The sequence below is a fragment of the Pseudomonas sp. P4_B3 genome (assembly GCF_056402295.1).
In genome coordinates, this window is record NZ_JBFUHR010000010.1 from 76,986 (window position 1) to 103,271 (window position 26,286).

Consider the following 26,286-nt stretch of genomic DNA (forward strand, 5'->3'; position numbering starts at 1 on the left):
TTTATTCCTTGTGGTAAGCCGTGACGCGGGCAACTTCTTCTTTCGAACCGAGGAACACCGCAACCCGCTGGTGCAGGCCTTCCGGCTGGATGTCGAGGATGCGCTGGTGGCCGTCGGTGGACGCACCGCCCGCTTGTTCCACCAGGAACGACATCGGGTTGGCTTCGTACATCAGGCGCAGTTTGCCTGGCTTGGAAGGCTCGCGGCTGTCGCGTGGGTACATGAACAGACCGCCGCGGGTCAGGATGCGGTGCACGTCGGCCACCATCGCAGCGACCCAGCGCATGTTGTAGTTCTTTTTCAGCGGGCCTTCATCGCCGGCCAGCAATTCGCCGACGTAGCGCTGTACCGGTGCTTCCCAGTGACGCTGGTTGGACGCGTTGATGGCAAATTCCTGGGTGGCTTCAGGAATGGTGATGTTTTCGTGGGTCAGTACGAAGCTGCCCATTTCACGGTCCAGGGTGAAACCTTTCACGCCATCGCCCAAGGTCAGGATCAGCATGGTCTGTGGACCATAGATCGCATAACCGGCGGCCACTTGCTGGGTACCTGGCTGCAGGAAGGCCTTTTCGTTCAAAGGTTCGTTCTGGCTCAGGTATTCGTTCGGGCAACGCAGTACCGAGAAGATGGTTCCGACCGGCGCGTTGATGTCGATGTTCGACGAACCGTCCAGCGGGTCGAATACCAGCAGGTACGCACCTTTCGGGTATTTGCCCGGGATCTGGTAGGCGTTGTCCATTTCTTCGGACGCCATACCGGCCAGGTGACCGCCCCATTCGTTGGCTTCGAGCAGGATTTCGTTGGAGATCACGTCGAGCTTCTTCTGCACTTCGCCCTGGACGTTTTCAGTGCCCATGCTGCCCAAAACGCCACCCAGGGCGCCTTTGGACACGGCGTGGTTGATCTCCTTGCAGGCACGCGCCACCACTTCGATCAGGAAGCGCAGATCGGCAGGAGTGTTGTTGCTGCGGGTCTGCTCAATCAAATAGCGACTCAAGGTAACGCGGGACATGGAAGGCTCCGGAGGAATGGGGGGGCTAAAAACCCGCGCAGTTTAGCGCGAGTCGGGGTGCATTTCCTCCTATCAGACGTGATCGGCTGAAGAGAGTTCATGTGCGGGGATGAGCGTAGTTGGAAATGGGCTGGGTGTGGGCCTGAGAACTGCAGTCATTTCGGCATTTTCAGTGACTGGGCGAACGCTTTCGCGAGCAGGCTCGCTCCTACAGGGGTACGCGTTCAAAATGTGGGAGCGAGCCTGCTCGCGATTGGGTGCGCAGCACCCACTGTCAGGATTTGGCAGTAGGCTTGCGCAGCAAACTGAACGCCATCGCCGCCAGGAACAAGACACTGAGCAACAACACTGCCCACAAGCCGAACTTCTTCCACTGGGTGTCCGTCGTAGCCAGCGTTTTCTCAGTCGATGCATTCGAGACCACCGCCCCGACATCCACCATGGCCCGGCCCAAGGTCGCGAGCTTCGCCGGGCCGTAATCCGGAATCAGCATCGACAGCGGCAAGTTCGCCGCCTTCGCCGTCGTATTCCCCACAACCAGCGTATAAGGCCCCGGCCCGCGCGCCAGGAACACCAGTTGCGTGGCGCGCACGGCAAACTTCAGCGTCGGCGCCTGATCACCCAGGCCGCCGCCGCGTTCGTCCACGGTCAGTTTCAATTGCTGGACGATTTGCCCTGACAACGGCAATTCGTTTTGCACCACATCCTGACCGTTCTGGGTCAGGCGATAGAGCAAACCGCTGCCCAACGACTGCCATGGCAGGCTGCTGTCGCGCCGACCGGCCAGACTCACCGGCGCCAGGCTGTTGGGCTGGCTCAGCTCGACCTGCACTCGCTCGACATTCAGCCCCATCGGCAACTGCCAGGTGTACTCACCCGCCTTCGTGCTGCTGCCGGTCAACGCCTGGGACCAGACCAACGGCAGCGGCAGGCTGCGGGTACTGGCGCTTTGCAGTTGCGCCGAAGTCAGCGTCGGTGCCGAATGCGGAGTGATCCACAGCAACCGCAAGTAGCGCGCCGACTGGCCCGGCAGGCCGATTTCATGCTGCTCGACCCGCTCGTCGGCAAAGGTCAGGCGCGCCACCTGCCCTTCGCCCCAGAACTGCCAATGCTGTAAATCGTCGCTGGCTTCGAGGGTGAAACGCTCGAAGCCGTCGCGCTCGCTGGTCCAGTCGAGAATCAATTGCCGCAACGGCGCCTTGATCGCGGAAGCGTCGAGCAACCAGCCGCGCAACTCCTCCTCACCCGCCTCCAGCTGACTTGAGGGCTGCACCTCGACCAAGGTGCCGTTGGCGCTCGATTGCACCCGTACGCTCGGCGCGGTTTCAGCGGCGTCCACCGAGTTGTACAACGCAAACCATTTCACCTCGGTCAAGGTGCGCGTTTCACTGCTCTGCGCCGACTCCCGGACCAGGGCATAGGCCTGAACATCACCGACGGCGTTGAACACCCGCACATCGCTCAGGTCGGCCTGCCGTGCATTCAGTTGCACGCTCAGGGGCAGTTCAAGGCGATACCAGGGGCCTTCGCCCGTCACCGACAAAGGCACTTGGGTGGTGAAGTCCGCCGGTTTTTCCTGGGCAACCGCCGACAACACCACGCCCATGGCAACAGCGGCCAGCCAACCCAGGTTCAGCTTCTGACTCAAGATGACACTCCTTCGGATTCCGCGAGCGGTTTCCCGGTATCCGGCACAGCGTCGGCGCGCTTGGGCGGCAGCGGGGCGAAATAGCCCACCACCAGCAGCAAGACGCCGACTCCAATAAACGACACGATCCGCGCCAGCCCGCCACGATTGCTCAATTCGACAAAGAACAGCTTGGCCACGACCACGCCGATCAAGGCGGCGCCGATCAGCCAGACTTCGCGGCGGCGACGCAAATGGCCGCCGATCATCAAGCTCAGGGCCATCAGGGTCCAGACGATGGACAGGCCGGCTTGTACACGCATCGACGCCAGCAACAGATCCAGCTCGAACGGCACCCCGCTCCAATGGTGCGCCGTACGCATTACCAATGCAGTAAAGAACATGAACAGCGAGGCACCTGCGACCCCTTGCGTGGCGATGGCGACGTAATCCTCGCGGACCGCCAGTTGTGTCATGGCACTGCGGGACCAGGCATAGACGCCGAACAGCGCGAACAACAGGCCGAGCTCCAGCGGGTTGATCAATGGCACGTAGGGCAGAGGTTCAGCGTTGCCGTCACTGGCGACATTCGCCAGCCAGAACCAGCCGAGCATCAGTAACGCCAGCGGCGCGGCGGCGTATACACGGTATTCCCTCGAATATGTCGACACCGGCCAAGGCCACGCGCGAGGTGCCGCCATCAGCACCAGATACAGACTCGGCAGAATCGCCCAGCCCAACCAGCGCCAGGCGTTGTATTGCTCGGACAACACCAGCAAAGCGTAACGCAGCTCCAGAGCCAGCACCCCCATCAACAGCCAGCAGCCGAGCACATGGGCGACACTCAGCACGCGCGCCGGCAGCATGGGCGCCAGACGCCGCAGGGACATGAAATGCACGACGAACACGGCGGCCCACGCCAGCCAGCCGGCGTTGGCCGCCGGGTGATAACGCGAGTGCCAGGCCGCCAGCAGCACCAGCGCCGCCGCGGGAATCAACACTGTGCAGAGCACGCCCAGTGACGGCCAACTCAGGCGCAGCACCAACGCTGTCCACAGCGCGACACTCACGGCAGCCATGCTCAACAAAAAAGTCGCCTGCATCGGCAACGACGCGAAATGCAGCACCTCGATGACCCAGGCCAACGCCCACCAACCTGCGCCCCACACCAGCAACGCCTGGGACAACCGCAACAGACTCAACCCTTTCAACGCTCCACGCACACGACTCATCTGCAAACGCCAGGCCCCGAACATCGCGGCCAGCCCCAGCACCAGCGGCGCCCAGAACCCGCCATGGGCCAGGGGTCGCAGACCGTCACTGAACTGCGGTCCTGTTACCAGGAACAGCGCGCCACCCAACAGTTGCACAGAGAGCGCGGTGAACACGAACGTGCGCGATGGCAGGCGCAAGCCAACCAACAACGTCAGCCCCCCGGCCAAGGCCCAACTGATCACCGTGCCGTGACTGAAGAAAAACAGCGGTGCCAGCAAATAGAGAAACGCCAGCCCGAGGCAAGCCAGGACTGGCAGGCCTATCAGCTCCCAGGGCCTGATCTGCTCCGGCAAGGCTTTGCGTAACTGGTAGAAGCTGAACAACAACGCGACACCCAACAACAGCGCGCCTAATGGCACACCGCCGAGCAGGCTGCTCTCGCTGCTGTGCAACTCGCTGAGAAACGCCAGCGCCGACCCCAGTTGCAGGAGCAAGGCAAAGGCCCGGGCCAGGGGCCTTTGCTGACGCAGACCGAGCCAGAAGATCCCCGCGCCTTCCACCGCCCACGCCGCCGTCGTCCAGCGCGCATCAAGCCCCAGCGGAATCGCCAGACTGGCGAAGATCACCCCCAAGGCCAGGCAGGTTTCCCCCAGCAACAGCGTGCGCCCGGCCATCAGCCAACGGGCGAGTCCCATGTAAATCATGCCCAGCGTCAAGGCACTGAACGCCGCAGCGAATTCCAGATGCTGCACCAGTGCGAACTGCAAGCCGAAACCCACCAGCGGCGGGCCAAACAGCAGTGTGCCGTCGACGTAGTCACCCTTGCGCGCCGACCACTGCAGCAGCGCTTCGCGATTGCCCTCTGCCGGTGCATCGCTCATCGCCATCAACTTGCGCCGGGCGTACAACAGACCAATGGCCAGGTACATCAGGAAAAACACAATCAGGAACGGCTCGGTGCTCCACAGCAACTCCGGCGAGTAGGAGCGCAGGCCCCAGGCGAAACCGATGCCGAAGGTGCCGGTGAATCCGATGACATTCAACAGCCGCCAGGCCTTGAACCAGGCGATGGCGAGGATGCCGGCGTTGAGCAGGGAAAAATAACTGAACAGCGCGACGTGGCTGCCGGCGCCGGTGGAGGCCAGGATGGGCGCGGCGAAGCCACCCAGTGCGGCAGCGGCGGCCAGCCCCAGGGAGTCCTGGGTAATGGCGAGAATCGCCGAACAGATCGTCACCGCCACCAGCAGGCCAAACGCCGCCGAGGGATCGAGCAACGGATGCAGGCGCATCGCGGCAAACACTGTCAGGTACAACACGGCGATCCCGGTGCCTTGCAGGATCAATGCGTAACTGTTGTTGCGCGCTCGTAACCACCAACCCAATCCGAGCAACCCCAAGGCTGCGGCCGCCACACCGGCGTAGCGCAACTCAACCGGCACCACCACGCCTTCAGTGGCATAGCGCAGCAGAAAGGCCAGGCCGAGGAACAGCAACACCACGCCGACCCGCAAGACTGTATTGCCGCCGAACAGCCAGGCGCGGGCGCGACTGATGGCGCGGTCGATGAGGTTCGGGCCATACGGGGGGATAGTCGATTGTGCATCGCGAGCGGTCGACTCGGGCTTCCAGGCATCGGCGACTTCGCTGGCCGCTGCGGGGGTTGGCTCGAGCTCGGGCGGCAGCTCCCAGATCAATTCCGGGGCTACGGCAGGTGTTTCATCAAGGAGGGCTTCAGGCGATACCAGAGGTTCAAGGGTTTCCGGCGCCTCGACGCCTGATGCTTCAAGCACTGCCAGCCGTTGCTCGACCGCTTGCAGCGCAACCTGTGCCTGTTCCAGCAAGCGCTGCTGCTCGGCTGCCCGAGCGTCCATGCGAGCCATGCGAACGGCCTGGCCGACACCCAATCCGAGTAACGCGCCCAGCAGTGCATCACTGAATGACTCGTCGAGTATCCAGCCGAGCACCAGCCCGATCAGCATGAAAATCCATTGCATGGTCGATATCCCTAAGCGCATTGGCCAATCCGGAAAGATTAGCTCAGCCGTATCCATAAAGATCGCAGCCTTCGGCAGCTCCTACATAATCACGGTACTACGCGATCCTGTAGGAGCTGCCAAAGGCTGCGATCTTTTCCGGCGCGCCAGTATATCCACCTGCCTGAAGACTTACTCCAGCGCCTTCCAGATCTCCGTGGCGTACTCGCGAATGGTCCGGTCCGACGAGAACCAGCCCATCCGCGCCGTGTTCAACACCGCCGAACGCCACCACTGGTTCGAATCGTGCCAATGGGCTTCGACGCGCATCTGTGCATTCCAGTACGAGTCGAAATCGGCGCAGACCAGGAAGCGATCGAAATCTACCAACGAGTCGATCAGGCCGGTGTAACGGGACGGATCATCCGGCGAGAACACGCCGCCGCGAATCGCTTGCAGCACATCGTTCAGACGATGGGAGGCGGCGATATCCGGTGCCGCATTGAACTCATGGTTCTGTTTGCGCGCCTCGACCTGCTGTGCGCTGAGACCAAAGATGAACATGTGCTCGGTGCCGATGCGCTCGCTCATTTCCACGTTGGCGCCGTCCAGGGTGCCGATGGTCAGCGCGCCGTTCAGGCCGAATTTCATGTTGCTGGTGCCTGACGCTTCGAAACCGGCGGTGGAGATCTGCTCGGACAAATCCGCCGCCGGTATGATGCTCTCCGCCAGGCTGACGTTGTAGTTGGGCAGGAACACCACTTTGAGCAAGCCGCGCACGGTCGGGTCGTTGTTCACCACCCGGGCGATGTCGTTGGTCAGTTTGATGATCAGTTTGGCCTGGTGATAACTCGCGGCGGCCTTGCCGGCAAAGATTTTCACCCGTGGCACCCAGTCGATTTCAGGTTCCGCGCGAATCGCCTGGTACAACGCCACGGTGTGCATCAGGTTGAGCAACTGGCGTTTGTATTCGTGGATTCGCTTGACCTGCACGTCGAACATCGCTGCCGGGTTGACCGCGACGCCCAGCCGCTCATGAATCAGGTACGCCAGGGCTTTCTTGCTGTGCAGGCGTTGCTCGGCAAATGCCTTGCGGAATGCATTTTTCTCGGCGAACGGTTCGAGGGCGAGCAAACGCTCTTCCGGGTTGTCCAGCACTTGCGGCCCGAGGGCATCGACCAGCATCGAGGTCAGCTCGGGGTTGGCCTGATACAGCCAGCGGCGGAAGGTGATGCCGTTGGTTTTGTTGTTGATCCGCTCCGGGTAGAGCTTGTGCAGTTCGGAGAACACCGTTTGGCGCATCAGTTGCGTGTGCAACCCGGACACACCGTTGATGCTGTGGGAACCGAGAAACGCCAGGTTGCCCATGCGCACCCGGCGTCCGTTGTCTTCTTCGATCAGCGATACCGCGCGCAACACGTCGAAGTCGTGGATGCCTTTGGCCCGCAGGGAGTCGATGTGCTGGGCGTTGATCAGGTAAATGATCTGCATGTGCCGTGGCAGCATGCGCTCCATCAAACCCACTGGCCAGGTTTCCAGCGCTTCGGGCAGCAGGGTGTGGTTGGTGTAGGAAAGCGTGTCGACCGTCACTTGCCACGCCGCATCCCACGCCACGTCGTAGACGTCCACCAACTGGCGCATCAGTTCGGCGACGGCAATCGAGGGGTGAGTGTCATTGAGCTGGATCGCCGCGTGATCGCCCAGGGTCAGTACCGAGGTGTGCATGTTGCGATGGCGGCGCAGCAAATCCTGCAGGGACGCGGCGACAAAGAAGTATTCCTGACGCAAGCGCAGTTCCTGGCCGGCTTCGGTACTGTCCGCTGGATAGAGCACGCGGGAGATACTCTCGGCCCGGGCTACTTCGGCCACGGCGCCCAGGTGATCGCCGGCGTTGAAACGCTCCAGGTGCAGATCTTCCATGGCCCGGGCGCGCCACAGGCGCAGGGTGTTGACGCTCGCCCCGCGCCAGCCGACCACCGGCGTGTCGTAGGCAATAGCCCGTACGGTTTCCGCCGGGTGCCAGACTTGCCTGGACTTGCCGCTGTCATCGGTCACGGTTTCGACGCTGCCGCCAAAGCCGATCGGATAAACCACTTCAGGCCGCTCGAATTCCCAGGGGTTGCCGAAATCCAGCCAGTGTTCGGTCTGCTCTTGCTGCCAGCCATCGACAATCGCCTGGCGGAACAACCCGTGCTCATAGCGGATGCCGTAGCCATGACCGGCGATACCGAGGGTCGACATGCTTTCCAGGAAACACGCCGCCAGACGCCCGAGGCCGCCGTTGCCCAAGGCCGCATCGGGCTCCAGCAAGCGGATGCGCTCAAGATCGACACCGAGTTCGGTCAGGGCTTCGCGGGCCACGTCGAGCAGGCCGAGGTTGCTCAGGCTGTCGAACAGCAGCCGACCGATGAGAAATTCCAGGGAGAGGTAATAAACGCGCTTCTGACCTTTGCGGTAGATCTGCCGCGTATGGTCCATCCAGTGCTCGACCATGTGGTCCCGCGCGGCCAGGGCAATGGCTTCGAACCAGTCATGGTCGAAGGCGTGATCCGGGTCTTTACCCACTGCATAAGTGAGTTTGGTCAAGACGGCGTCGCGAAATGCGGCCACCTCTGCTTCGCGAACAAGTGGTTCTTGAGTCATCGATAGGACCTCGAGCGAGCTTGGGTTGTCTGAGCCTAGACGGTCTGACAGGCGGTAGAGGCTCTGGTTCGGCAGTTTTTCCTGTAAGTGCGAATCGGGTCGGCAATACATTGTCGTATACCTGATTCAATGCAGGGGCCGTGCCGGATTAGCGGCTTATTGGCCGGCAGTGAAAAAATCTGGCGAAAGGTTGTTCAAAAATCCACCAGTCCCGGTATGATCGCGCGCCCTGATGCACACGCTGGTAACAAACGATGATGAAGCCGAACCTGATCGCTGCCGCAGAGATCGACCGCCTCGATACCTGGGCCAAGTACTCTGCCCCGATGTGCGGCTCGTGCATGTCCAGCTGCTGCACCCTGCCCGTCGAGGTCAAGATCAAGGACCTGATCCGCATCGGCGTGGTTGATGAGTTCGAGCTGGGCGATCCGCCGAAGAACATCGCCAAACGCCTGCAAAAGGAAGGGTTGGTCGAGCGTTTCAACCAGAAGTCAGGAATCTTTACCCTCCAGCGCATGAGCAACAACGATTGCCTGTACCTGGATCGTAAGAGCCGTCTGTGCACTATTTATGAAAAGCGCCCGGATACCTGCCGCAACCACCCGAAAATCGGCCCGCGGCCGGGGTATTGCGCGTACAAGCCCAAGGAAGTGGAGCGCGAGAGCAGCAGCCGCCGGACTTTAGAAAAGTTTTAAGCCCGAAAAGATCGCAGCCTTCGGCAGCTCCTACAGAAATGCGCACGACAGTGCTTTTGTAGGAGCTGCCGAAGGCTGCGATCTTTTTTATGGCTTCAGACAAACAAAAACGCCCCCGGCATTTCGACCGGGGGCGTTTTCGTTAAGCAAGGCTAAATCTTATGCCTTGGCTTTCTTGGCAGCGCGGGTACGCTCGCCTTCGTCCAGGATCTTCTTGCGAAGACGGATGGACTTAGGAGTCACTTCACACAGCTCGTCGTCCTGGATGAATTCCAGAGCCTGTTCCAGGGTGAAGCGAACAGGTGGAACCAGAGCGATGGTTTCGTCTTTACCCGAAGCACGCATGTTGTCGAGCTTCTTGCCTTTGGTTGGGTTGACGCCCATGTCGTTGTCACGGCTGTTCAGACCAACGATCTGACCGTTGTAGATCTCTTGACCGTGTTCAACAAACAGCTTGCCACGCGCCTGGAGAGTTTCCAGGGAGTAGGTCAGAGCCTTGCCGGTTTCTACCGATACCAGAACACCGTTCTGACGGCCGGACATGTCGCCGGACTTCATGGTGTCGTAGCGATCGAAGATCGAGGTCAGGATGCCAGCACCGTTGGTCAGGGTCAGGAACTGGTTACGGAAACCGATCAGACCACGAGCAGGGATGTTGTATTCCAGACGCACACGGCCTTTGCCATCCGGCACCATGTTGGTCAGGTCGCCCTTACGCAGGCCCATCTCTTCCATAACCTTGCCCTGGGATTCCTCAGGGGTGTCGATGGTTACGTTTTCGAACGGTTCCTGCTTCACGCCGTCAACCTGACGGATGATCACTTCAGGACGACCAACGCCCATTTCGAAGCCTTCGCGACGCATGGTTTCGATCAGTACCGAAAGGTGCAGCTCACCACGACCGGAAACCTTGAACTTGTCGGCCGAGTCGCCTTCTTCAACGCGCAGTGCAACGTTGTACAGCAACTCTTTGTCCAGACGTTCCTTGATGTTACGGGAAGTCACGAACTTGCCTTCTTTACCGCAGAAAGGCGAGTCGTTTACCTGGAAGGTCATGGAAACGGTTGGCTCGTCAACGGTCAGAGGCTTCATCGCCTCGACATTGTCCGGCTGGCACAGGGTGTCGGAGATGAACAGCGAGTCCATACCGCTCACGCACACGATGTCGCCGGCGAAAGCTTCTTCAACGTCGATACGGTGCAGGCCGTGGTGACCCATCAGCTTCAGGATACGACCGTTGCGCTTCTTGCCGTCGGCGCCGATAGCCACAACCGGGGTGTTCGGCTTGACGCTACCACGAGCGATACGGCCAACGCCGATAACACCCAGGAAGCTGTTGTAGTCCAGTGCCGAGATTTGCATCTGGAACGGACCATCACGGTCAACCTTCGGTGCTGGTACGTTGTCGACGATCGACTGGTACAGCGGGGTCATGTCTTCAGCCATGTCGGTGTGTTCCAGACCGGCAATACCGTTCAGGGCCGAGGCGTAGACGACTTTGAAGTCCAGCTGTTCTTCGGTGGCACCCAGGTTGTCGAACAGGTCGAAGATCTGGTCCAGAACCCAGTCCGGACGCGCGCCTGGACGGTCAACCTTGTTGATGCACACGATTGGACGCAGGCCGGCTTCGAAAGCCTTCTTGGTCACGAAACGGGTTTGCGGCATAGGGCCGTCTTGAGCGTCAACCAGCAGCAGAACGGAGTCGACCATCGACATTACACGTTCAACTTCACCGCCGAAGTCGGCGTGGCCCGGGGTGTCCACGATGTTGATGTGGTAGCCGTTCCAGTTGATGGCGGTGTTTTTCGCCAGAATGGTAATACCGCGCTCTTTTTCCTGGTCGTTGGAGTCCATCACGCGCTCGTCGTTGAGCTCGTTGCGCTCCAGGGTGCCGGATTGACGCAGGAGTTTGTCTACCAGGGTGGTCTTACCATGGTCAACGTGGGCAATGATGGCGATGTTGCGTAGATTTTCGATCACTTGTGTATCTCGATCAGAGGATTCGGTGTGCTGACAAGTCTTGGCAGCGATTAACAGTAGCGTCCGTGAAAGCCGTTACAGCTTGACGGTGGCATCGGGGGGCCGGTGACGCAGGCCACAGGCAAACAGCCCCGGGCACTTAGCTCGGTCGATAAACGCGCACATTGGCATGCCCCTCACTGAGCAAATGGTGAGCATGCAGGCGACTCATCACGCCTTTGTCGCAATACAGCAGGTACTGGCGAGTAGGGTCCAGTTCCTTGAAACGAGCGTTCACTGCATAAAACGGCATCGTTTGTACCTCGATGCCAGCGAGGTCCAGCGGGTCGTCTTCAGCGGCATCCGGGTGACGGATGTCGATGACGATCTGACCGGCCAGCGCTTCGCTGACTTCTTCAATCTGCAAGTCCTGGCCCAGTTCATCGATCACGCGATCGATCGGCACCAGCTTGGCGTTTTCGAGCGCACGCTCGAGTACCGCCATATCGAATTCTTTCTCTTCATGCTCGACGCGATAGCGCTTGGCTGCTGTCTTCGGATTGACCGAGATGACGCCGCAGTACTCCGGCATGTGCCGGGCGAAATCGGCGGTACCGATTTCGATTGCCGTGTCGATAATGTCCTGCTTGTGGCTGGCGATCAGCGGACGCAACACCAGCTTGTCGGTCACGCAGTCGATCACTGACAGGTTTGGCAACGTCTGGCTCGACACCTGGGAGATCGCCTCACCGGTTACCAGCGCCTCGATGTGCAGTCGATCGGCAATTTGGGAGGAAGCGCGCAACATCATACGCTTCAATACTACGCCCATATGACTGTTATCGACTTTGCCGAGAATTTCGCCCAGCACTTCCTCGAACGGCACACTGACAAATAGCACGCGTTGGGAGCTGCCGTACTTCTTCCAGATGAAATGCGCGACTTCCATGACGCCCAGTTCGTGGGCACGTCCGCCCAGATTGAAGAAGCAGAAGTGCGCCATCAGGCCACGGCGCATGATCTGGTAGGCCGCCACGGTGGAATCGAAGCCGCCGGACATCAGCACCAGCGTCTGCTCCAGGGCGCCCAGCGGATATCCGCCGATGCCGTTGTGCTGGCTGTGGATCACGAACAACCGTTGGTCGCGAACTTCGATGCGGACTTCGATTTCCGGCGCTTTCAAGTCGATCCCGGCGGCGCCGCACTCGCGACGCAGCTTGCTGCCGACGTATTTTTCGACGTCCATCGAGCTGAACGTGTGCTTGCCCGCACGCTTGCAGCGCACCGAGAAAATCTTCCCGGCCAGCGCATCGCCGTAGTGGTGTTTGCACTTTTCGGTGATGTCGTCGAAGTCGCCCAGCGGGTACTCGTCGATCTGCAGAAAGTGCGCGATGCCCGGCATGCAGGTCAGGCGCTCACCCATCTCTTTCAAGGCTTTCGGGTCGGTGACGCGGGTTTCCAGCTCGAGATTGTCCCACACGCCGCTCACCACCACGGCCGGGTCCAGATCGCGGAGCACGGCGCGGATGTTTTTGGCCAACTGGCGGATAAATTTCGTCCGGACAGGTCGACTCTTGATGGTGATCTCGGGGAAGACTTTTACGATTAATTTCATGGAAACAGCGCGCGCAGGGCCTGCCGAAAAAGGGGGGCGCGGATTATAGCGGAAATTGCTCAAGGTTTAACCAGTTAATGTGCAGAAGGTTTCGTGCGCACCAAAACAGGTCATTTATTGAAATGAGCGCCACATTGTAGGGCGGGATTTTCCGCTTTAAGGTACTTTTCCGCCTGACAGGCGTGAAATTGGGGCAAAAAACCCATGCTGGGGCACTGGCATGCAATTTGCTCCCTTGTGAGGCAGGTTGCCTTGGCAGAGTATTCGCGCCGGCATCACCCACATTTAAGGGCATCCATTACTAGCCCGAAGCCACCCGGAGGACACTATGTCGAAGTCGGTTCAACTCATCAAAGATCATGACGTCAAGTGGATTGATCTGCGCTTCACGGACACCAAAGGCACTCAGCACCACGTGACCATGCCGGCTCGCGATGCGCTGGATGACGACTTCTTCGAAGTCGGCAAAATGTTCGACGGTTCCTCCATCGCTGGCTGGAAAGGCATCGAAGCCTCCGACATGATTCTGATGCCGGACGACTCCACCGCTGTTCTGGATCCGTTCACCGAAGAACCGACCCTGATCCTGGTCTGCGACATCATCGAGCCTTCGAGCATGCAAGGCTACGATCGCGACCCACGTGCGATCGCCAAGCGCGCCGAAGAGCACCTGAAAGCCACCGCTATCGGTGACACTGTGTACGCCGGTCCAGAGCCAGAGTTCTTCATCTTCGACCAGGTCAAGTTCAAGTCCGACATTTCCGGCTCCATGTTCAAGATCTACTCTGAACAAGGTTCGTGGATGTCCGACCAGGACATCGAAGGCGGCAACAAAGGCCACCGTCCAGGCGTCAAAGGCGGCTACTTCCCGGTTCCACCGTTCGACCACGACCACGAAATCCGTACCTCCATGTGCAACGCACTGGAAGAAATGGGCCTGACCGTCGAAGTTCACCACCACGAAGTGGCGACTGCCGGCCAGAACGAAATCGGCGTCAAGTTCAACACCCTGGTGAAGAAAGCCGACGAAACCCAAACCCTGAAGTATGTCGTGCACAACGTAGCCGATGCCTACGGCCGTACTGCTACCTTCATGCCTAAGCCGCTGTACGGCGACAACGGCTCGGGTATGCACGTACACATGTCCATCTGGAAAGATGGCAAGAACACCTTCGCAGGCGAAGGCTATGCCGGTCTGTCCGATACCGCTCTGTACTTCATCGGCGGCATCATCAAGCACGGTAAGGCCCTGAACGGCTTCACCAACCCGGCGACCAACTCCTACAAGCGTCTGGTTCCAGGCTTCGAAGCTCCAGTGATGCTGGCCTACTCGGCTCGCAACCGCTCCGCTTCGATCCGTATTCCTTACGTGTCGAGCCCGAAAGCCCGCCGTATCGAAGCACGCTTCCCGGATCCGGCTGCCAACCCGTACCTGTGCTTCGCCGCACTGTTGATGGCTGGCCTGGACGGCATCCAGAACAAAATCCACCCTGGCGATGCCGCTGACAAAAACCTGTACGACCTGCCGCCTGAAGAGGCCAAAGAGATCCCACAAGTTTGCGGCAGCCTGAAAGAAGCCCTGGAAGAGCTGGACAAAGGTCGTGCGTTCCTGACCAAAGGCGGCGTTTTCAGCGACGACTTCATCGACGCTTACATCGCCCTGAAAAGCGAAGAAGAAATCAAGGTACGTACCTTCGTACACCCACTGGAATACGAGCTGTACTACAGCTGCTGATCCGGTAGCGCCTGCGCAAGCGGCGTGACAAAAAGAGGCCTCCTTCGTGGAGGCCTTTTTATTGCCCACGATTTGCCAGCCGATGAACAACCCTGTGGGAGCGGGTTTGCCCGCGAAGACATCAGCACACTCAACATCTGCTTATCAGACAGACCACTTTCGCGAGCAAGCCCACTCCCACAAGGGGTTTTCTGCGCTCAGGAGATCTCGGTGATTCACGCCAAAATGTTAACGGCTTGGGACAAACGCTACGCCTGGCCTATGCTGCAACCCAATGCTTTCGTTTCCGGTCAATTCCATGGGTCGCGGTTTTCTCTTCATCCTGCTGCTGATCGTTCTGCCCGCCACGGCGCAGATCTACAAGTACACGGACGCCAACGGCGCCACCGCGTACAGCAATCAACCGCCTGACGGCGTCAGCGCCCATCCGGTCGACTTGCCGCCCCTCAACAGCGTCGAGCGCCAGCCTCCCGGCGAGGCCGCACCTGCTGCTGAAGCCGCTCGCAATGAACCGCCCCACAAGACCTATGAAGTACTGGAGCTGACCGGCCTGCCCACCACCGAAGCCCTGCGTGCCAACAACGGCACGTTCACCATAACGGTACTGATCAAGCCGCGCCTGCAAGCCCCCCACCTGTTGCAGCTACTGCTGGACGATCAGCCCTACGGCCAGCCAGGCAATGTGCCGATCCTGCAACTGGTGAACATCGATCGCGGCGAACACCGTCTCGCCGTACAAGTGATCGACGGGGAAAACGTTGTGCAGCAGAGCCCTGCGGAGACATTCACTGTACAGCGGGTGCACAAGCCTTGAAGGCGTGGCTACTGATCACCTGCCTGATCGCCCTGCCCGCCTCGGCAGAGGTCTTCATGTATGTCGACGCCCAGGGCAATCGGGTTTTCACCGACCAGCCCAAATCCGGCAACGCCAAGCGTGTACCGCTGACAATGAGCAATCGAATAGCGGCCAACCCCAACAGTGCAGCGCCGTTGCTTGCCCAGAGCAGTCCCGAAGTACAAGCGCTGCTCCACTATGAGGTGCTGCGCATCCTGATCCCGGAACCCGATGCAACCATCCGCAGCAATACCGGCGAAGTCATCGTCAGCGCCACCAACGAACCCGCCCTGCAACCCGGTCACAGCTACCGGTTGCTGCTCGACGGCCAGCCCACCGCCGAACCCGGCCTGAGCCCGGTGTTCCCATTGAGCAACATCGATCGCGGCAGCCATACCCTGTCGGTGGAAATCCTCGACGAACAGGGGCGCATCGTCGAACGCACCGCCAACCAACCTTTCCACATGCAGCGCACGTCTCTCGCCCAGAAGCGCAAGATCAAACCCTGCACTCTCGAAGACTACGGCCAGCGGCCGGAATGCCAGCTCAACAACAAACCCGCCGAAGAAAAAAATCCATTCTTGCGACTGTTCTAACCTCGTTCAGGTTTGCGCACTATATTGGTGCAATTGCTTGCACCGTACTCACATCCCAACCCATTTTGGTTCGAAAGTACCCGCCAAAGCTGGCAAAGCGCCACGCAAACGAGCGTCAAACGCCCGTTTCAGGCGCTGAACGCTTCTTTTCGGAGCCTTGGTTTGGTTTTTGCATTTTGCCCGTACCAGCGCTTTTTTCTTGCGCATGCTCTGCCCTAAAAGAGGTCCCGATGACCATTAGCGACGCACTCCACCGTTTGCTACTCGACAACCTCACCACTGCCACCATCCTGCTCGACGCCGAACTGCGCCTCGAGTACATGAACCCGGCGGCGGAGATGCTGCTGGCCATCAGCGGTCAACGCAGCCATGGGCAGTTCATCAGTGAGTTGTTTACCGAATCGACCGAGGCGCTGAACTCGTTGCGCCAGGCCGTCGAACAAGCTCACCCGTTCACCAAGCGCGAAGCCATGCTCACCGCCCTCACCGGCCAGACCCTGACCGTCGACTACGCGGTAACACCGATTCTGAGCAACGGCGACACGATGCTGCTGCTCGAAGTCCACCCTCGTGACCGCCTGCTGCGGATCACCAAGGAAGAAGCACAGCTATCGAAACAGGAAACCAGCAAGATGCTGGTGCGCGGCCTTGCCCATGAAATCAAGAACCCCTTGGGCGGGATTCGCGGCGCGGCACAATTGCTCGCCCGGGAGCTGCCGGAAGAAAGCCTGCGCGACTACACCAACGTCATCATCGAAGAAGCCGACCGCCTGCGTAACCTGGTGGACCGCATGCTCGGCTCCAACAAGCTTCCATCGCTGGCCATGTGCAACGTCCATGAAGTACTTGAGCGTGTCTGCCATCTGGTGGAGGCCGAAAGCCAGGGCTGCATCACCTTGGTGCGCGATTACGATCCAAGCATCCCCGACGTCCTGATCGACCGCGAGCAAATGATTCAGGCCGTGCTGAACATCGTGCGCAATGCCATGCAGGCCATCAGCAGCCAGAACGAACTGCGCCTGGGTCGCATCAGCCTGCGCACACGCGCCATGCGCCAGTTCACCATCGGCCATGTACGTCATCGCCTGGTGACCAAGATCGAGATCATCGACAACGGCCCGGGCATTCCTGCGGAACTGCAGGAAACCATCTTTTTTCCCATGGTCAGCGGTCGTCCGGACGGTACCGGGCTGGGCCTGGCCATTACCCAGAACATCATCAGCCAGCACCAGGGCCTGATCGAATGTGACAGCCACCCCGGCCACACCACTTTCTCGATCTTTCTGCCACTGGAACAAGGAGCCACATCGACATGAGCCGTAGTGAAACCGTGTGGATCGTCGATGACGACCGTTCTATCCGTTGGGTCCTGGAAAAAGCCCTGCAGCAGGAAGGCATGACCACGCAAAGCTTCGACAGCGCCGATGGTGTGATGAGCCGCCTGGCGCGCCAGCAGCCGGACGTGATCATTTCCGACATCCGCATGCCCGGCGCCAGCGGCCTGGACCTTCTGGCGCGGATTCGCGAGCAGCATCCACGGCTGCCAGTGATCATCATGACCGCTCACTCCGATCTGGACAGCGCTGTCGCGTCCTATCAGGGCGGCGCCTTCGAGTACCTGCCCAAGCCGTTCGACGTCGACGAAGCTGTTTCCCTGGTCAAACGCGCCAACCAGCACGCCCAGGAACAACAAGGCCTGGAAGTCGCCCCGACCCTGACCCGCACCCCGGAAATCATCGGCGAAGCGCCGGCGATGCAGGAAGTATTTCGCGCCATCGGGCGCTTGAGCCACTCCAACATCACCGTACTGATCAACGGCGAATCGGGTACCGGTAAAGAGCTGGTGGCCCACGCCCTGCACCGTCACAGCCCGCGGGCAGCGTCGCCGTTCATCGCGCTGAACATGGCGGCGATCCCCAAAGACCTCATGGAATCCGAACTGTTCGGCCACGAGAAAGGCGCGTTCACCGGCGCGGCCAACCTGCGGCGCGGGCGCTTCGAACAGGCTGACGGCGGCACGCTGTTCCTCGATGAAATCGGCGACATGCCGGCTGACACCCAGACCCGCTTGCTTCGCGTACTGGCTGATGGCGAGTTTTACCGCGTCGGCGGTCATGTGCCGGTGAAGGTCGATGTGCGCATCATCGCTGCGACTCACCAGAATCTGGAAACCCTGGTGCATGCCGGAAAATTCCGTGAGGACTTGTTCCATCGCCTCAACGTGATCCGCATCCACATCCCGCGCCTGTCGGACCGTCGCGAAGACATCCCGACCCTGGCCAAGCACTTCCTCAGCCGCGCAGCCCAGGAGCTGGCCGTCGAGCCAAAGCTGCTGAAAAGCGAAACCGAGGAATACCTGAAGAACCTGCCGTGGCCCGGCAACGTGCGGCAGCTGGAGAACACCTGCCGCTGGATCACGGTGATGGCTTCCGGTCGCGAAGTGCACATCGGCGACCTGCCACCGGAGCTGCTGAGCCTGCCACAGGATTCGGCGCCCGTGACCAACTGGGAGCAGGCCCTGCGCCAGTGGGCTGACCAGGCGCTGGCCCGTGGTCAGTCGAGCCTGCTCGACAGCGCCGTGCCGGCCTTCGAGCGGATCATGATCGAGACCGCCCTCAAGCACACCGCCGGCCGCCGCCGCGATGCCGCCGTGTTGCTGGGCTGGGGGCGCAACACCCTGACGCGCAAGATCAAGGAATTGGGGATGAAGGTGGATGGCGGGGATGATGATGAGGGGGATGAGGGCTAAGTCTGGCTTTCGAGTTTAGTCGCAAGCGAAAAGATCGTCCGAACGCGGCCCGAACCTTCGGCAGCTCCTACAGGCGTACGCAAGACCCTGTAGGAGCTGCCGAAGGCTGCGATCTTTTTTTGCCCGATAACCACGTCCCATGCACCGCCGCAATGCACTGTGAACCGCAATCGCGCACAAAGTCAGCTTCGAATCCCCGCCTGCTTTCGCAATCGAGCCCCTTTCGAAAAAATACGAAGGGCCCGAATTCCGGGGCTTTCAGCCCACCAAAGCAATTTTTTGTTCCGAAGTGTTAAAACCTGGCACGCCCCCTGCAACAACCCTTTCAAGTGAATCAGTTCACCTACCCGGTTTCGGGGACCTTGGTACAGGCAGGCCGGGGATTCCCCTCTTTACACCGGGCTCACACCGCATCCGCGACGAGCCCAGCCGTTTTGGGGCCCTTGATACAGGCAGGTCAGGGGTTCCTTCTTTACACCAGGCTCAAACCGCACTCGCGACGAGCCTCCCGTTTCGGGAACCTTGGTACAGGCAGGCCGGGGATTCCCTCTTTTATTGCTCCCGGAGATGGATCTCCAGCCGCCAGCGGTCATCGACCTCGCTACCGGCCCACTCGCCCTGCAGGGGCCGGGCCGCCACCAGTGTCAGCAACACCCCCCCATCGCTCAAACGTACCCGCCAGTTCACGTCCTTGCCGCCGAGCTTGAGCTGGCCTTTCTGCGCCTTGCCCTCGGCGCCAAACAGCAGCGCGACACTGCCCTCAACCATCTCGCCGTGGGTCTTGGGTTCGTTGTTGAACCACACCACCAGCCCATCGCTCGTCACCTCAACCTGCTGCAACTGGCTGGGGTCTGGCGTGGTCAGCCGACCGATCATCATCCCGACCATCACCCCGACAATCGCCAGCGAGCCCATCACCCGCAGGAATAGTTTCGAACGCACGCCTTCTGGCGGCGTAGAATGCGCGTCATCTTTACCTTCGGAGCCGTGCATGTTTCACGTCATCCTTTTCCAACCAGAAATTCCGCCGAATACCGGCAACGTTATCAGGCTGTGCGCCAACAGTGGCTGCCACCTGCATTTGATCGAACCGCTGGGCTTCGAGATGGACGACAAGCGCCTGCGCCGGGCCGGCCTCGATTACCACGAGTATGCCACCCTGCAACGCCATGCCGACCTTGCCAGCTGCCTGGAAAGCCTCGGCCATCCACGACTGTTCGCTTTCACCACCAAGGGTTCGCGGCCGTTCCACGACGCCAGCTTCGCCCCGGGCGATGCGTTCCTGTTCGGTCCGGAAAGCCGGGGCTTGCCCGCCGAGGTGCTGGACGCCCTGCCCGGCGAGCAACGCCTGCGCCTGCCGATGCGCGAGGGCTGCCGCAGCCTGAACCTGTCCAATACCGTGGCGGTGGCCGTGTACGAAGCCTGGCGTCAGAACGACTTCAAATAACACCATGACCCAATGTAGGACCGAGCCTTCGGCAGCTCCTACAGGGGGATTTCGGATCGCCGTGCAACGGTTTCGTTTACCCCATGAAAAAAGCGCCGTCAAAGGCGCTTTTTTCATGGGCCAAACGAAGCTTCTTTATTGAACGGTCGGAGTCTCGCCAGCAGCCTGCATGCGTTGCAGCTCTTGCGCGTACAGCGCATCGAAGTTCACCGGAGCCAGCATCAGTGCCGGGAACGAACCGCGGGTCACCAGGCTGTCCAGGGTTTCACGAGCGTACGGGAACAGGATGTTCGGGCAGAACGCACCCAGGGTGTGGCTCATCGAAGCGTCATCCAGGTTCTTGATCAGGAAGATCCCGGCCTGTTGCACTTCAGCGATGAACGCCACTTCGTCACCGTTTTTCACGGTAACCGACAGGGTCAGCACGACTTCGTGGAAGTCGGCTTCCAGCGTCTTCTGACGGGTGTTCAGATCCAGACCGACGCTCGGCTCCCACTGCTGGCGGAAGATCGCCGGGCTTTTCGGAGCTTCGAAGGACAGGTCACGCACATAAATGCGCTGCAAGGAGAATTGCGGTGCAGTTTCTTCTTCGGTCGCAGCAGTGTTCTGTTGGTCAGTCATCGCAGATCCTTCTTGATCCAGGGTTCTTTTAGGTTTGCTTGTTTGGGGTATTACCGTCAGGCCCTGAGCAGCGCATCGAGCTTGCCGGCACGCTCCAGGGCGAACAAATCATCACAACCGCCCACGTGGGTGCTGCCGATCCAGATTTGCGGCACGGACGTACGCCCGGCCTTCTGGGCCATCGCAGCGCGCACCTGCGGCTTGCCATCGACCTTGATCTCTTCGAAGGCCACACCTTTGTTCTCGAACAGGTACTTGGCTCGCGAGCAGTAAGGGCAGTAATCGCTGGAATAGACGACGACGCTACTCATATCACTTCACCAGCGGCAGATTGTCGGCTTTCCAGCTGGAGATACCGCCGGACAGCTTGGCGGCGGTGAAGCCGGATTTCATCAGTTCGCGGGCGTGGGTGCCGGCGGTCTGGCCCATGGCGTCGACCAGGATGATGGTCTTGGCCTTGTGCTTTTCCAGTTCGCCAACGCGGGCGGCCAGTTTGTCCTGGGGAATGTTCACCGCACCGACAATGTGACCGGCGGCGAAATCCTTGCTCGGACGAATATCGACCACAACGCCGGCGTCCTTGTTGACCAGGCCGGTCAGTTCGCCGGTGCTCAGGCTACGGCCGCCGCCCTGCATTTGATAGGCAATCAGCAACGCCAGCAATACGACAAAGATACCGACGAGAATGTAGTGGTTAGTGGCGAATTCAATCAGGTGAGCAACCATCGAAGGAGGTTCCAGGGCGTTAAAATGTCGGCCAGTATACACAGCCACTATGGTGGGCCAAACCCCGTCCGGCGGTGACGTGGCCGGAACTTCGCTTTAAACTGCCACTCCCTTTTCCATTACCCCTTTTACCTCAGCCACGAGTGGATTCCATGACTACCACGCCTAAACCTTTGGTCCTGATAATTCTCGACGGCTTCGGTCACAGTGAGAGCCCTGAATCCAACGCCATCTTCGCCGCGAAGAAGCCCGTACTGGACCGCCTGTGGGCCACCGTGCCGAACGGCCTGATCTCGGGCAGCGGCATGGACGTCGGCCTGCCGGATGGCCAGATGGGCAACTCCGAAGTCGGCCACATGAACCTCGGCGCCGGTCGCGTGGTGTATCAGGACTTCACGCGCGTCACCAAATCGATCCGCGACGGCGAGTTCTTCGAGAATCCGACCATCTGCGCGGCCGTGGACAAAGCCGTCGCCGCCGGCAAAGCCGTGCACTTCATGGGCCTGCTGTCCGATGGCGGCGTGCATAGCCACCAGGATCACCTGATCGCCATGGCCGAACTGGCCTTCAAGCGCGGTGCGCAAAACATCTACCTGCACGCCTTCCTCGACGGCCGAGATACTCCGCCAAAAAGCGCGCAGTCGTCGATCGAACTGCTCGACGCGACTTTCCAGGCCCTGGGCAAAGGCCGGATCGCCAGCCTGATTGGCCGCTACTACGCCATGGACCGCGACAACCGTTGGGACCGCGTGTCCCAGGCCTACAACCTGATTGTCGATGGCCAGGGCGAATTCAACGCCGCCACCGCTCAGGAAGGCCTGCAAGCAGCCTACGAGCGTGGCGAGAGCGACGAATTCGTCAAAGCCACCTCCATCGGCGAGCCGGTGAAAGTCGAAGACGGCGATGCCGTGGTGTTCATGAACTTCCGCGCCGACCGCGCCCGCGAACTGACCCGCGTGTTCGTCGAAGACAACTTCTGTGAGTTCGAGCGTGCCCGCCAGCCGAAACTGGCCGGTTTCGTCATGCTGACCCAATACGCCGCCAGTATTCCTGCGCCGTCGGCTTTTGCTGCCGGCAGCCTGGAAAACGTGCTGGGCGACTACCTGGCGAAAAACGGCAAGACCCAGCTGCGCATCGCCGAAACCGAAAAATATGCCCACGTGACCTTCTTTTTCTCCGGCGGCCGCGAAGAACCGTTCCCGGGCGAAGAACGCATCCTGATTCCGTCGCCGAAAGTCGCCACCTATGACTTGCAACCGGAAATGAGCGCACCGGAAGTCACCGACCGCATCGTCGACGCCATCGAAAACCAGCGTTACGACGTGATCGTGGTCAACTACGCCAACGGCGACATGGTCGGCCACAGCGGCGTGTTCGAAGCTGCGGTCAAAGCCGTTGAATGCCTGGACCTGTGCGTGGGTCGCATCGTCGACGCCCTTGAAAAGGTCGGTGGCGAAGCGCTGATCACGGCTGACCACGGTAACGTCGAGCAAATGTCCGATGAGACCACTGGCCAGGCGCACACTGCGCACACCACCGAGCCGGTGCCATTCATCTATATCGGCAAGCGCGACCTGAAGGTCCGCGAAGGCGGTGTGCTGGCGGACGTGGCGCCGACCATGCTGAAGTTGCTGGGCCTTGAGCAACCGGTGGAAATGACCGGGACTTCGATTCTGGTGTAATCCGACCGCTCAAACACCCCAATACCCTGTGGGAGCGAGCCTGCTCGCGATAGCAATCTGACAGCCAACCAACCCGTTGAATGTCAGGACGCCATCGCGAGCAGGCTCGCTCCCACAATGGTTTTGGGGTGTTTTCAGAGGTAACTTCGATCCAGTCATCACACAGTCAGAAATGGGCATTTTTTTTGCCGCCCATGGCGGGCATACTAGGCCGTCCCTTTCCCTGGTGCCGCCCGCCCCTATGCTTCGCGTCCTGATAGCCCTAGCTCTGACTTGCCTGCTCCAACCGGCCTTTGCTGACGAGCGCGCAGACACCCAACAACAGTTGGACGCCACGCGTCAGGACATTGCCGAGTTGAAGAAACTGCTGGGCAAGCTGCAGGAAGAGAAGTCCGGTGTGCAGAAAGAGCTCAAGGGCACCGAAACCGAAATGGGCAAGCTCGAGAAGCAGGTCGAAGCCCTGCAAAAAGAGCTGAAGAAAAGCGAAGCCGAGCTACAGCGCCTCGATGCAGAGAAAAAAAAACTCCAGAGCGCGCGCATTGAACAGCAACGACTGATCGCCATTCAGGCCCGGGCCGCCTACCAGAACGGTCGCCAGGAATACCTCAAGCTGCTGCTCAACCAGCAGAATCCGGAAAGATTCGCCCGCACCCTTACCTATTACGACTACCTGAGCCAGGCTCGCCTGGAGCAGCTGAAGAATTTCAACGAAACCCTGCGCCAACTGTCCAATGTCGAGAAAGATATCACCATGCAGCAGGCGCAATTGCTGGTGCAGCAAAGTAGCCTCGACACCCGGCGTGGCGAACTCGAGAAAGTTCGCCAGGAGCGCCAGCAAGTCCTGGCCAAACTCAATGACGACGTAAAGGCTCGCGATCAGAAACTGGCGGCTCGCGAGCAGGATCAGGCAGACCTGTCTAAAGTCCTTAAAACCATTGAAGAAACTCTTGCCCGCCAGGCCCGTGAGGCAGAAGAAGCGCGGCAAAAAGCGCTGATTGCCCAGCAGGAAGCCGAAAAAAAGCGTTTACGTGAGGCCCAGGCGCAGGCGGATGCCAGCGACGACGCCCCACGCAAACCGGTCAGATCGACACCAGGCGCACTGGTTTCCAGTTCCGGCGAGACCTTTGGCGGCCCGTTTGCATCAACCCGCGGCAAACTTCCCTGGCCTGTCGATGGTCGACTGCTGGCGCGTTTCGGTGAAAGCCGTGGCGACGATGCCCGGACCAAGTGGGACGGCGTGATGATCGGCGCGTCTGCCGGCAGCGCGGTGCATGCCGTACACGGTGGTCGCGTGGTGTTCGCCGACTGGTTGCGTGGCGCCGGGTTGCTGGTGATCCTCGACCACGGCAATGGTTATCTGAGTCTGTACGGTCACAACCAGACGCTGCTCAAGTCTGCGGGTGACGTTGTAAAAGCCGGTGAGCCTATTTCCACTGTCGGTAACAGTGGCGGGCAGGACACACCAGCGCTGTATTTCGCAATTCGTCAGCTGGGTCACCCGAGTGACCCAGCGCAATGGTGCCACGCGCAAGGATAGGCGTTGAGTTACCGTAGGTCGTGGTGACGTTTAATAGCGGTTCGCGCCGCTCCCCGGAAGGCGCAAGACTAGGCATGAGGAGTGAGGTTTGGTTGCTTCAAATGAACGACGAATAACGACGTATTGCGCCTTCCGGGGAACGGCCCTCCGGGTTGGAGCTGTGAGCGCGCGCTGCTGCGTTGTGAGACTTGGCAAGGAAACAACCCTTACCTGCGTCTCACGCCTTGCATCGCACGCTCACAGCTCCAACGCGATCCGCTATTAAACGTCACCACGACCTATTAGGAGTTCGTTCGACATGCTGCATTTGTCCCGCCTTACCTCGCTGGCCCTGACGATCGCCCTGGTGATCGGCGCGCCTCTGGCGTTTGCCGCTCAACCAGCCCCGGCGGTTGCGCCTGCGGGCACTGCTGCGACCACCAAGGCGCCACTGCCGCTGGATGAATTGCGCACCTTTGCCGAGGTGATGGACCGGATCAAAGCCGCTTATGTCGAACCGGTGGACGACAAGACCCTGCTGGAAAACGCCATCAAGGGCATGCTCAGCAATCTCGATCCGCATTCGGCCTACCTCGGCCCTGAAGATTTCGCCGAGTTGCAGGAAAGCACCAGCGGGGAATTCGGTGGCCTGGGTATCGAAGTCGGCGCCGAAGACGGCTTCATCAAGGTGGTTTCGCCCATCGATGACACCCCGGCCTCCAAGGCCGGCATCCAGGCCGGTGACTTCATCGTCAAGATCAACGGTCAGCCGACCCGTGGCCAGAGCATGACCGAAGCCGTGGACAAGATGCGCGGCAAGATCGGCCAGAAAATCACCCTGACCCTGGTACGCGACGGCGGCACACCGTTCGACGTGACCCTGACCCGCGCCGTCATTCAGGTGAAGAGCGTGAAGAGCCAGTTGCTGGAATCGGGCTACGGCTATATCCGCATCACCCAGTTCCAGGTCAAGACCGGCGAAGAGGTTTCCAAGGCCCTGGCCAAGCTGCGCAAGGACAATGGCAAGAAACTCAAGGGCATCATTCTCGACCTGCGCAACAACCCGGGCGGGGTGTTGCAGGCGGCGGTCGAAGTGGTCGACCACTTCATCACCAAAGGCCTGATCGTTTACACCAAGGGCCGTATTGCCAACTCCGAGCTGCGCTTCTCTGCCACCGGCAAGGACGAAAGCGAAGCCGTGCCAATGGTCGTGCTGATCAACGGCGGCAGCGCTTCGGCTTCGGAAATTGTCGCCGGCGCCCTGCAGGACCAGAAACGCGCCGTGCTGATGGGCACCACCAGTTTCGGCAAGGGCTCGGTACAGACGGTTCTGCCGCTCAACAACGAGCGCGCATTGAAGATCACCACGGCGTTGTATTACACACCGAACGGCCGCTCCATCCAGGCCCAGGGCATCGTCCCGGACATCGAAGTGCGCAAGGCCAAGATCACCAGCGAGCAAGACGGCGACTACTTCAAGGAAGCCGACTTGCAGGGCCACCTGGGCAATGGCAACGGCGGCGCCGACAAACCGACCGGTTCCAGCGGCAAAGGCAAGCCGATGCCGCAGGACGACGATTATCAGTTGGCCCAGGCCCTGAGCCTGCTCAAAGGGCTGAGCATCACATCCGGCCGTTGAG

At 60.2% G+C, this 26,286-nt stretch carries 21 protein-coding genes; 10 read left to right on the top strand and 11 right to left on the bottom strand.

Annotated features, from left to right (window positions below; genetic code table 11):
- Position 1 precedes the first annotated feature (1 nt).
- The 4 genes from AC1DWG_RS13365 to AC1DWG_RS13380 form a co-directional block, all read right to left on the bottom strand.
- Positions 2-1,012, bottom strand: coding sequence for a class 1 fructose-bisphosphatase (locus AC1DWG_RS13365; RefSeq protein ID WP_015093094.1), 1,011 nt, complete (start codon positions 1,010-1,012; stop codon positions 2-4).
- Positions 1,013-1,286: 274 nt separating this feature from the next.
- The gene (locus AC1DWG_RS13370; RefSeq protein ID WP_477787881.1) at positions 1,287-2,660 is read right to left on the bottom strand and encodes a DUF3999 domain-containing protein; all 1,374 of its coding nucleotides are present in this window, start codon (positions 2,658-2,660) and stop codon (positions 1,287-1,289) included.
- Positions 2,657-5,848: a DUF2339 domain-containing protein gene (locus AC1DWG_RS13375; RefSeq protein ID WP_477787882.1), complete on the bottom strand. Its 3,192-nt coding sequence runs from the start codon at positions 5,846-5,848 to the stop codon at positions 2,657-2,659. Before AC1DWG_RS13375 ends, AC1DWG_RS13370 begins: the two co-directional genes overlap by 4 nt.
- Before the next feature lie 171 nt (positions 5,849-6,019).
- Positions 6,020-8,470, bottom strand: a complete 2,451-nt coding sequence (locus AC1DWG_RS13380; protein ID WP_477787883.1) for a glycogen/starch/alpha-glucan phosphorylase — start codon at positions 8,468-8,470, stop codon at positions 6,020-6,022.
- A 254-nt stretch (positions 8,471-8,724) separates the two neighbouring features.
- Here AC1DWG_RS13380 and AC1DWG_RS13385 point away from each other — a divergent pair, with 254 nt between their 5' ends.
- Positions 8,725-9,165, top strand: coding sequence for a YkgJ family cysteine cluster protein (locus tag AC1DWG_RS13385; protein WP_477763802.1), 441 nt, complete (start codon positions 8,725-8,727; stop codon positions 9,163-9,165).
- 159 nt (positions 9,166-9,324) lie between these two features.
- On the opposite strand, the gene typA is transcribed toward AC1DWG_RS13385, so the two are convergent.
- Together typA and thiI are read right to left on the bottom strand one after the other, a co-directional pair.
- Entirely contained in the window at positions 9,325-11,145 is a 1,821-nt protein-coding gene (typA, locus tag AC1DWG_RS13390; RefSeq protein ID WP_477752633.1) for a translational GTPase TypA, read from the bottom strand.
- A gap of 139 nt (positions 11,146-11,284) precedes the next feature.
- The gene (gene thiI, locus AC1DWG_RS13395) at positions 11,285-12,739 is read right to left on the bottom strand and encodes a tRNA uracil 4-sulfurtransferase ThiI (RefSeq protein ID WP_477752634.1); all 1,455 of its coding nucleotides are present in this window, start codon (positions 12,737-12,739) and stop codon (positions 11,285-11,287) included.
- A gap of 328 nt (positions 12,740-13,067) precedes the next feature.
- Here thiI and glnA point away from each other — a divergent pair, with 328 nt between their 5' ends.
- The 3 genes from glnA (at position 13,068) to AC1DWG_RS13410 (ending at position 15,905) form a co-directional block, all read left to right on the top strand.
- Entirely contained in the window at positions 13,068-14,474 is a 1,407-nt protein-coding gene (gene glnA, locus AC1DWG_RS13400; RefSeq protein WP_008002929.1) for a type I glutamate--ammonia ligase, read from the top strand.
- Between the two features lie 298 nt (positions 14,475-14,772).
- On the top strand, positions 14,773-15,288 hold the full coding sequence (locus AC1DWG_RS13405; RefSeq protein WP_477787932.1) for a DUF4124 domain-containing protein: 516 nt from the start codon (positions 14,773-14,775) through the stop codon (positions 15,286-15,288).
- Positions 15,285-15,905, top strand: coding sequence for a DUF4124 domain-containing protein (locus tag AC1DWG_RS13410; RefSeq protein WP_477763800.1), 621 nt, complete (start codon positions 15,285-15,287; stop codon positions 15,903-15,905). Before AC1DWG_RS13405 ends, AC1DWG_RS13410 begins: the two co-directional genes overlap by 4 nt.
- A gap of 48 nt (positions 15,906-15,953) precedes the next feature.
- Here AC1DWG_RS13410 and AC1DWG_RS13415 read toward each other — a convergent pair whose 3' ends face one another.
- On the bottom strand, positions 15,954-16,112 hold the full coding sequence (locus tag AC1DWG_RS13415; RefSeq protein ID WP_477752636.1) for a hypothetical protein: 159 nt from the start codon (positions 16,110-16,112) through the stop codon (positions 15,954-15,956).
- Positions 16,113-16,135: 23 nt separating this feature from the next.
- Here AC1DWG_RS13415 and glnL point away from each other — a divergent pair, with 23 nt between their 5' ends.
- Both glnL and ntrC read left to right on the top strand, forming a co-directional pair.
- Positions 16,136-17,221, top strand: a complete 1,086-nt coding sequence (glnL, locus tag AC1DWG_RS13420; protein ID WP_057712404.1) for a nitrogen regulation protein NR(II) — start codon at positions 16,136-16,138, stop codon at positions 17,219-17,221.
- A complete protein-coding gene (gene ntrC, locus AC1DWG_RS13425) occupies positions 17,218-18,654 on the top strand; it encodes a nitrogen regulation protein NR(I) (protein ID WP_056852210.1) in 1,437 nt (478 codons plus the stop codon). The genes glnL and ntrC overlap by 4 nt, the downstream gene beginning before the upstream one ends.
- Positions 18,655-19,206: 552 nt before the next feature.
- On the opposite strand, the gene AC1DWG_RS13430 is transcribed toward ntrC, so the two are convergent.
- The gene (locus tag AC1DWG_RS13430; protein WP_477752637.1) at positions 19,207-19,647 is read right to left on the bottom strand and encodes a hypothetical protein; all 441 of its coding nucleotides are present in this window, start codon (positions 19,645-19,647) and stop codon (positions 19,207-19,209) included.
- Between AC1DWG_RS13430 and trmL the strand changes: the two genes are divergently transcribed.
- Complete coding sequence (trmL, locus tag AC1DWG_RS13435; RefSeq protein ID WP_090452600.1) at positions 19,646-20,101, top strand: tRNA (uridine(34)/cytosine(34)/5-carboxymethylaminomethyluridine(34)-2'-O)-methyltransferase TrmL; 456 nt, start codon at positions 19,646-19,648, stop codon at positions 20,099-20,101. The genes AC1DWG_RS13430 and trmL overlap by 2 nt on opposite strands.
- Positions 20,102-20,236: 135 nt before the next feature.
- On the opposite strand, the gene secB is transcribed toward trmL, so the two are convergent.
- The 3 genes from secB to AC1DWG_RS13450 are packed head-to-tail and all read right to left on the bottom strand — an operon-like array spanning position 20,237 to position 21,448.
- Positions 20,237-20,722, bottom strand: a complete 486-nt coding sequence (gene secB / locus AC1DWG_RS13440; RefSeq protein ID WP_477763799.1) for a protein-export chaperone SecB — start codon at positions 20,720-20,722, stop codon at positions 20,237-20,239.
- Positions 20,723-20,778: 56 nt separating this feature from the next.
- On the bottom strand, positions 20,779-21,033 hold the full coding sequence (grxC, locus tag AC1DWG_RS13445) for a glutaredoxin 3 (RefSeq protein ID WP_477787884.1): 255 nt from the start codon (positions 21,031-21,033) through the stop codon (positions 20,779-20,781).
- A 1-nt stretch (position 21,034) separates the two neighbouring features.
- Positions 21,035-21,448, bottom strand: coding sequence for a rhodanese-like domain-containing protein (locus tag AC1DWG_RS13450; RefSeq protein WP_007989216.1), 414 nt, complete (start codon positions 21,446-21,448; stop codon positions 21,035-21,037).
- Between the two features lie 152 nt (positions 21,449-21,600).
- On the opposite strand from AC1DWG_RS13450, the gene gpmI reads away from it, so the two are divergent.
- The 3 genes from gpmI to AC1DWG_RS13465 all read left to right on the top strand — a co-directional run bounded on the left by gpmI (position 21,601) and on the right by AC1DWG_RS13465 (position 26,285).
- Positions 21,601-23,130, top strand: a complete 1,530-nt coding sequence (gene gpmI, locus AC1DWG_RS13455) for a 2,3-bisphosphoglycerate-independent phosphoglycerate mutase (protein WP_477787885.1) — start codon at positions 21,601-21,603, stop codon at positions 23,128-23,130.
- A 241-nt stretch (positions 23,131-23,371) separates the two neighbouring features.
- Positions 23,372-24,667, top strand: a complete 1,296-nt coding sequence (locus tag AC1DWG_RS13460) for a murein hydrolase activator EnvC family protein (protein ID WP_477752641.1) — start codon at positions 23,372-23,374, stop codon at positions 24,665-24,667.
- Between the two features lie 298 nt (positions 24,668-24,965).
- Positions 24,966-26,285 carry a S41 family peptidase gene (locus tag AC1DWG_RS13465; protein ID WP_477752642.1) on the top strand — a complete coding sequence of 440 codons (1,320 nt, stop codon included), beginning with the start codon at positions 24,966-24,968 and terminating at the stop codon, positions 26,283-26,285.
- Position 26,286: the final 1 nt, after the last annotated feature.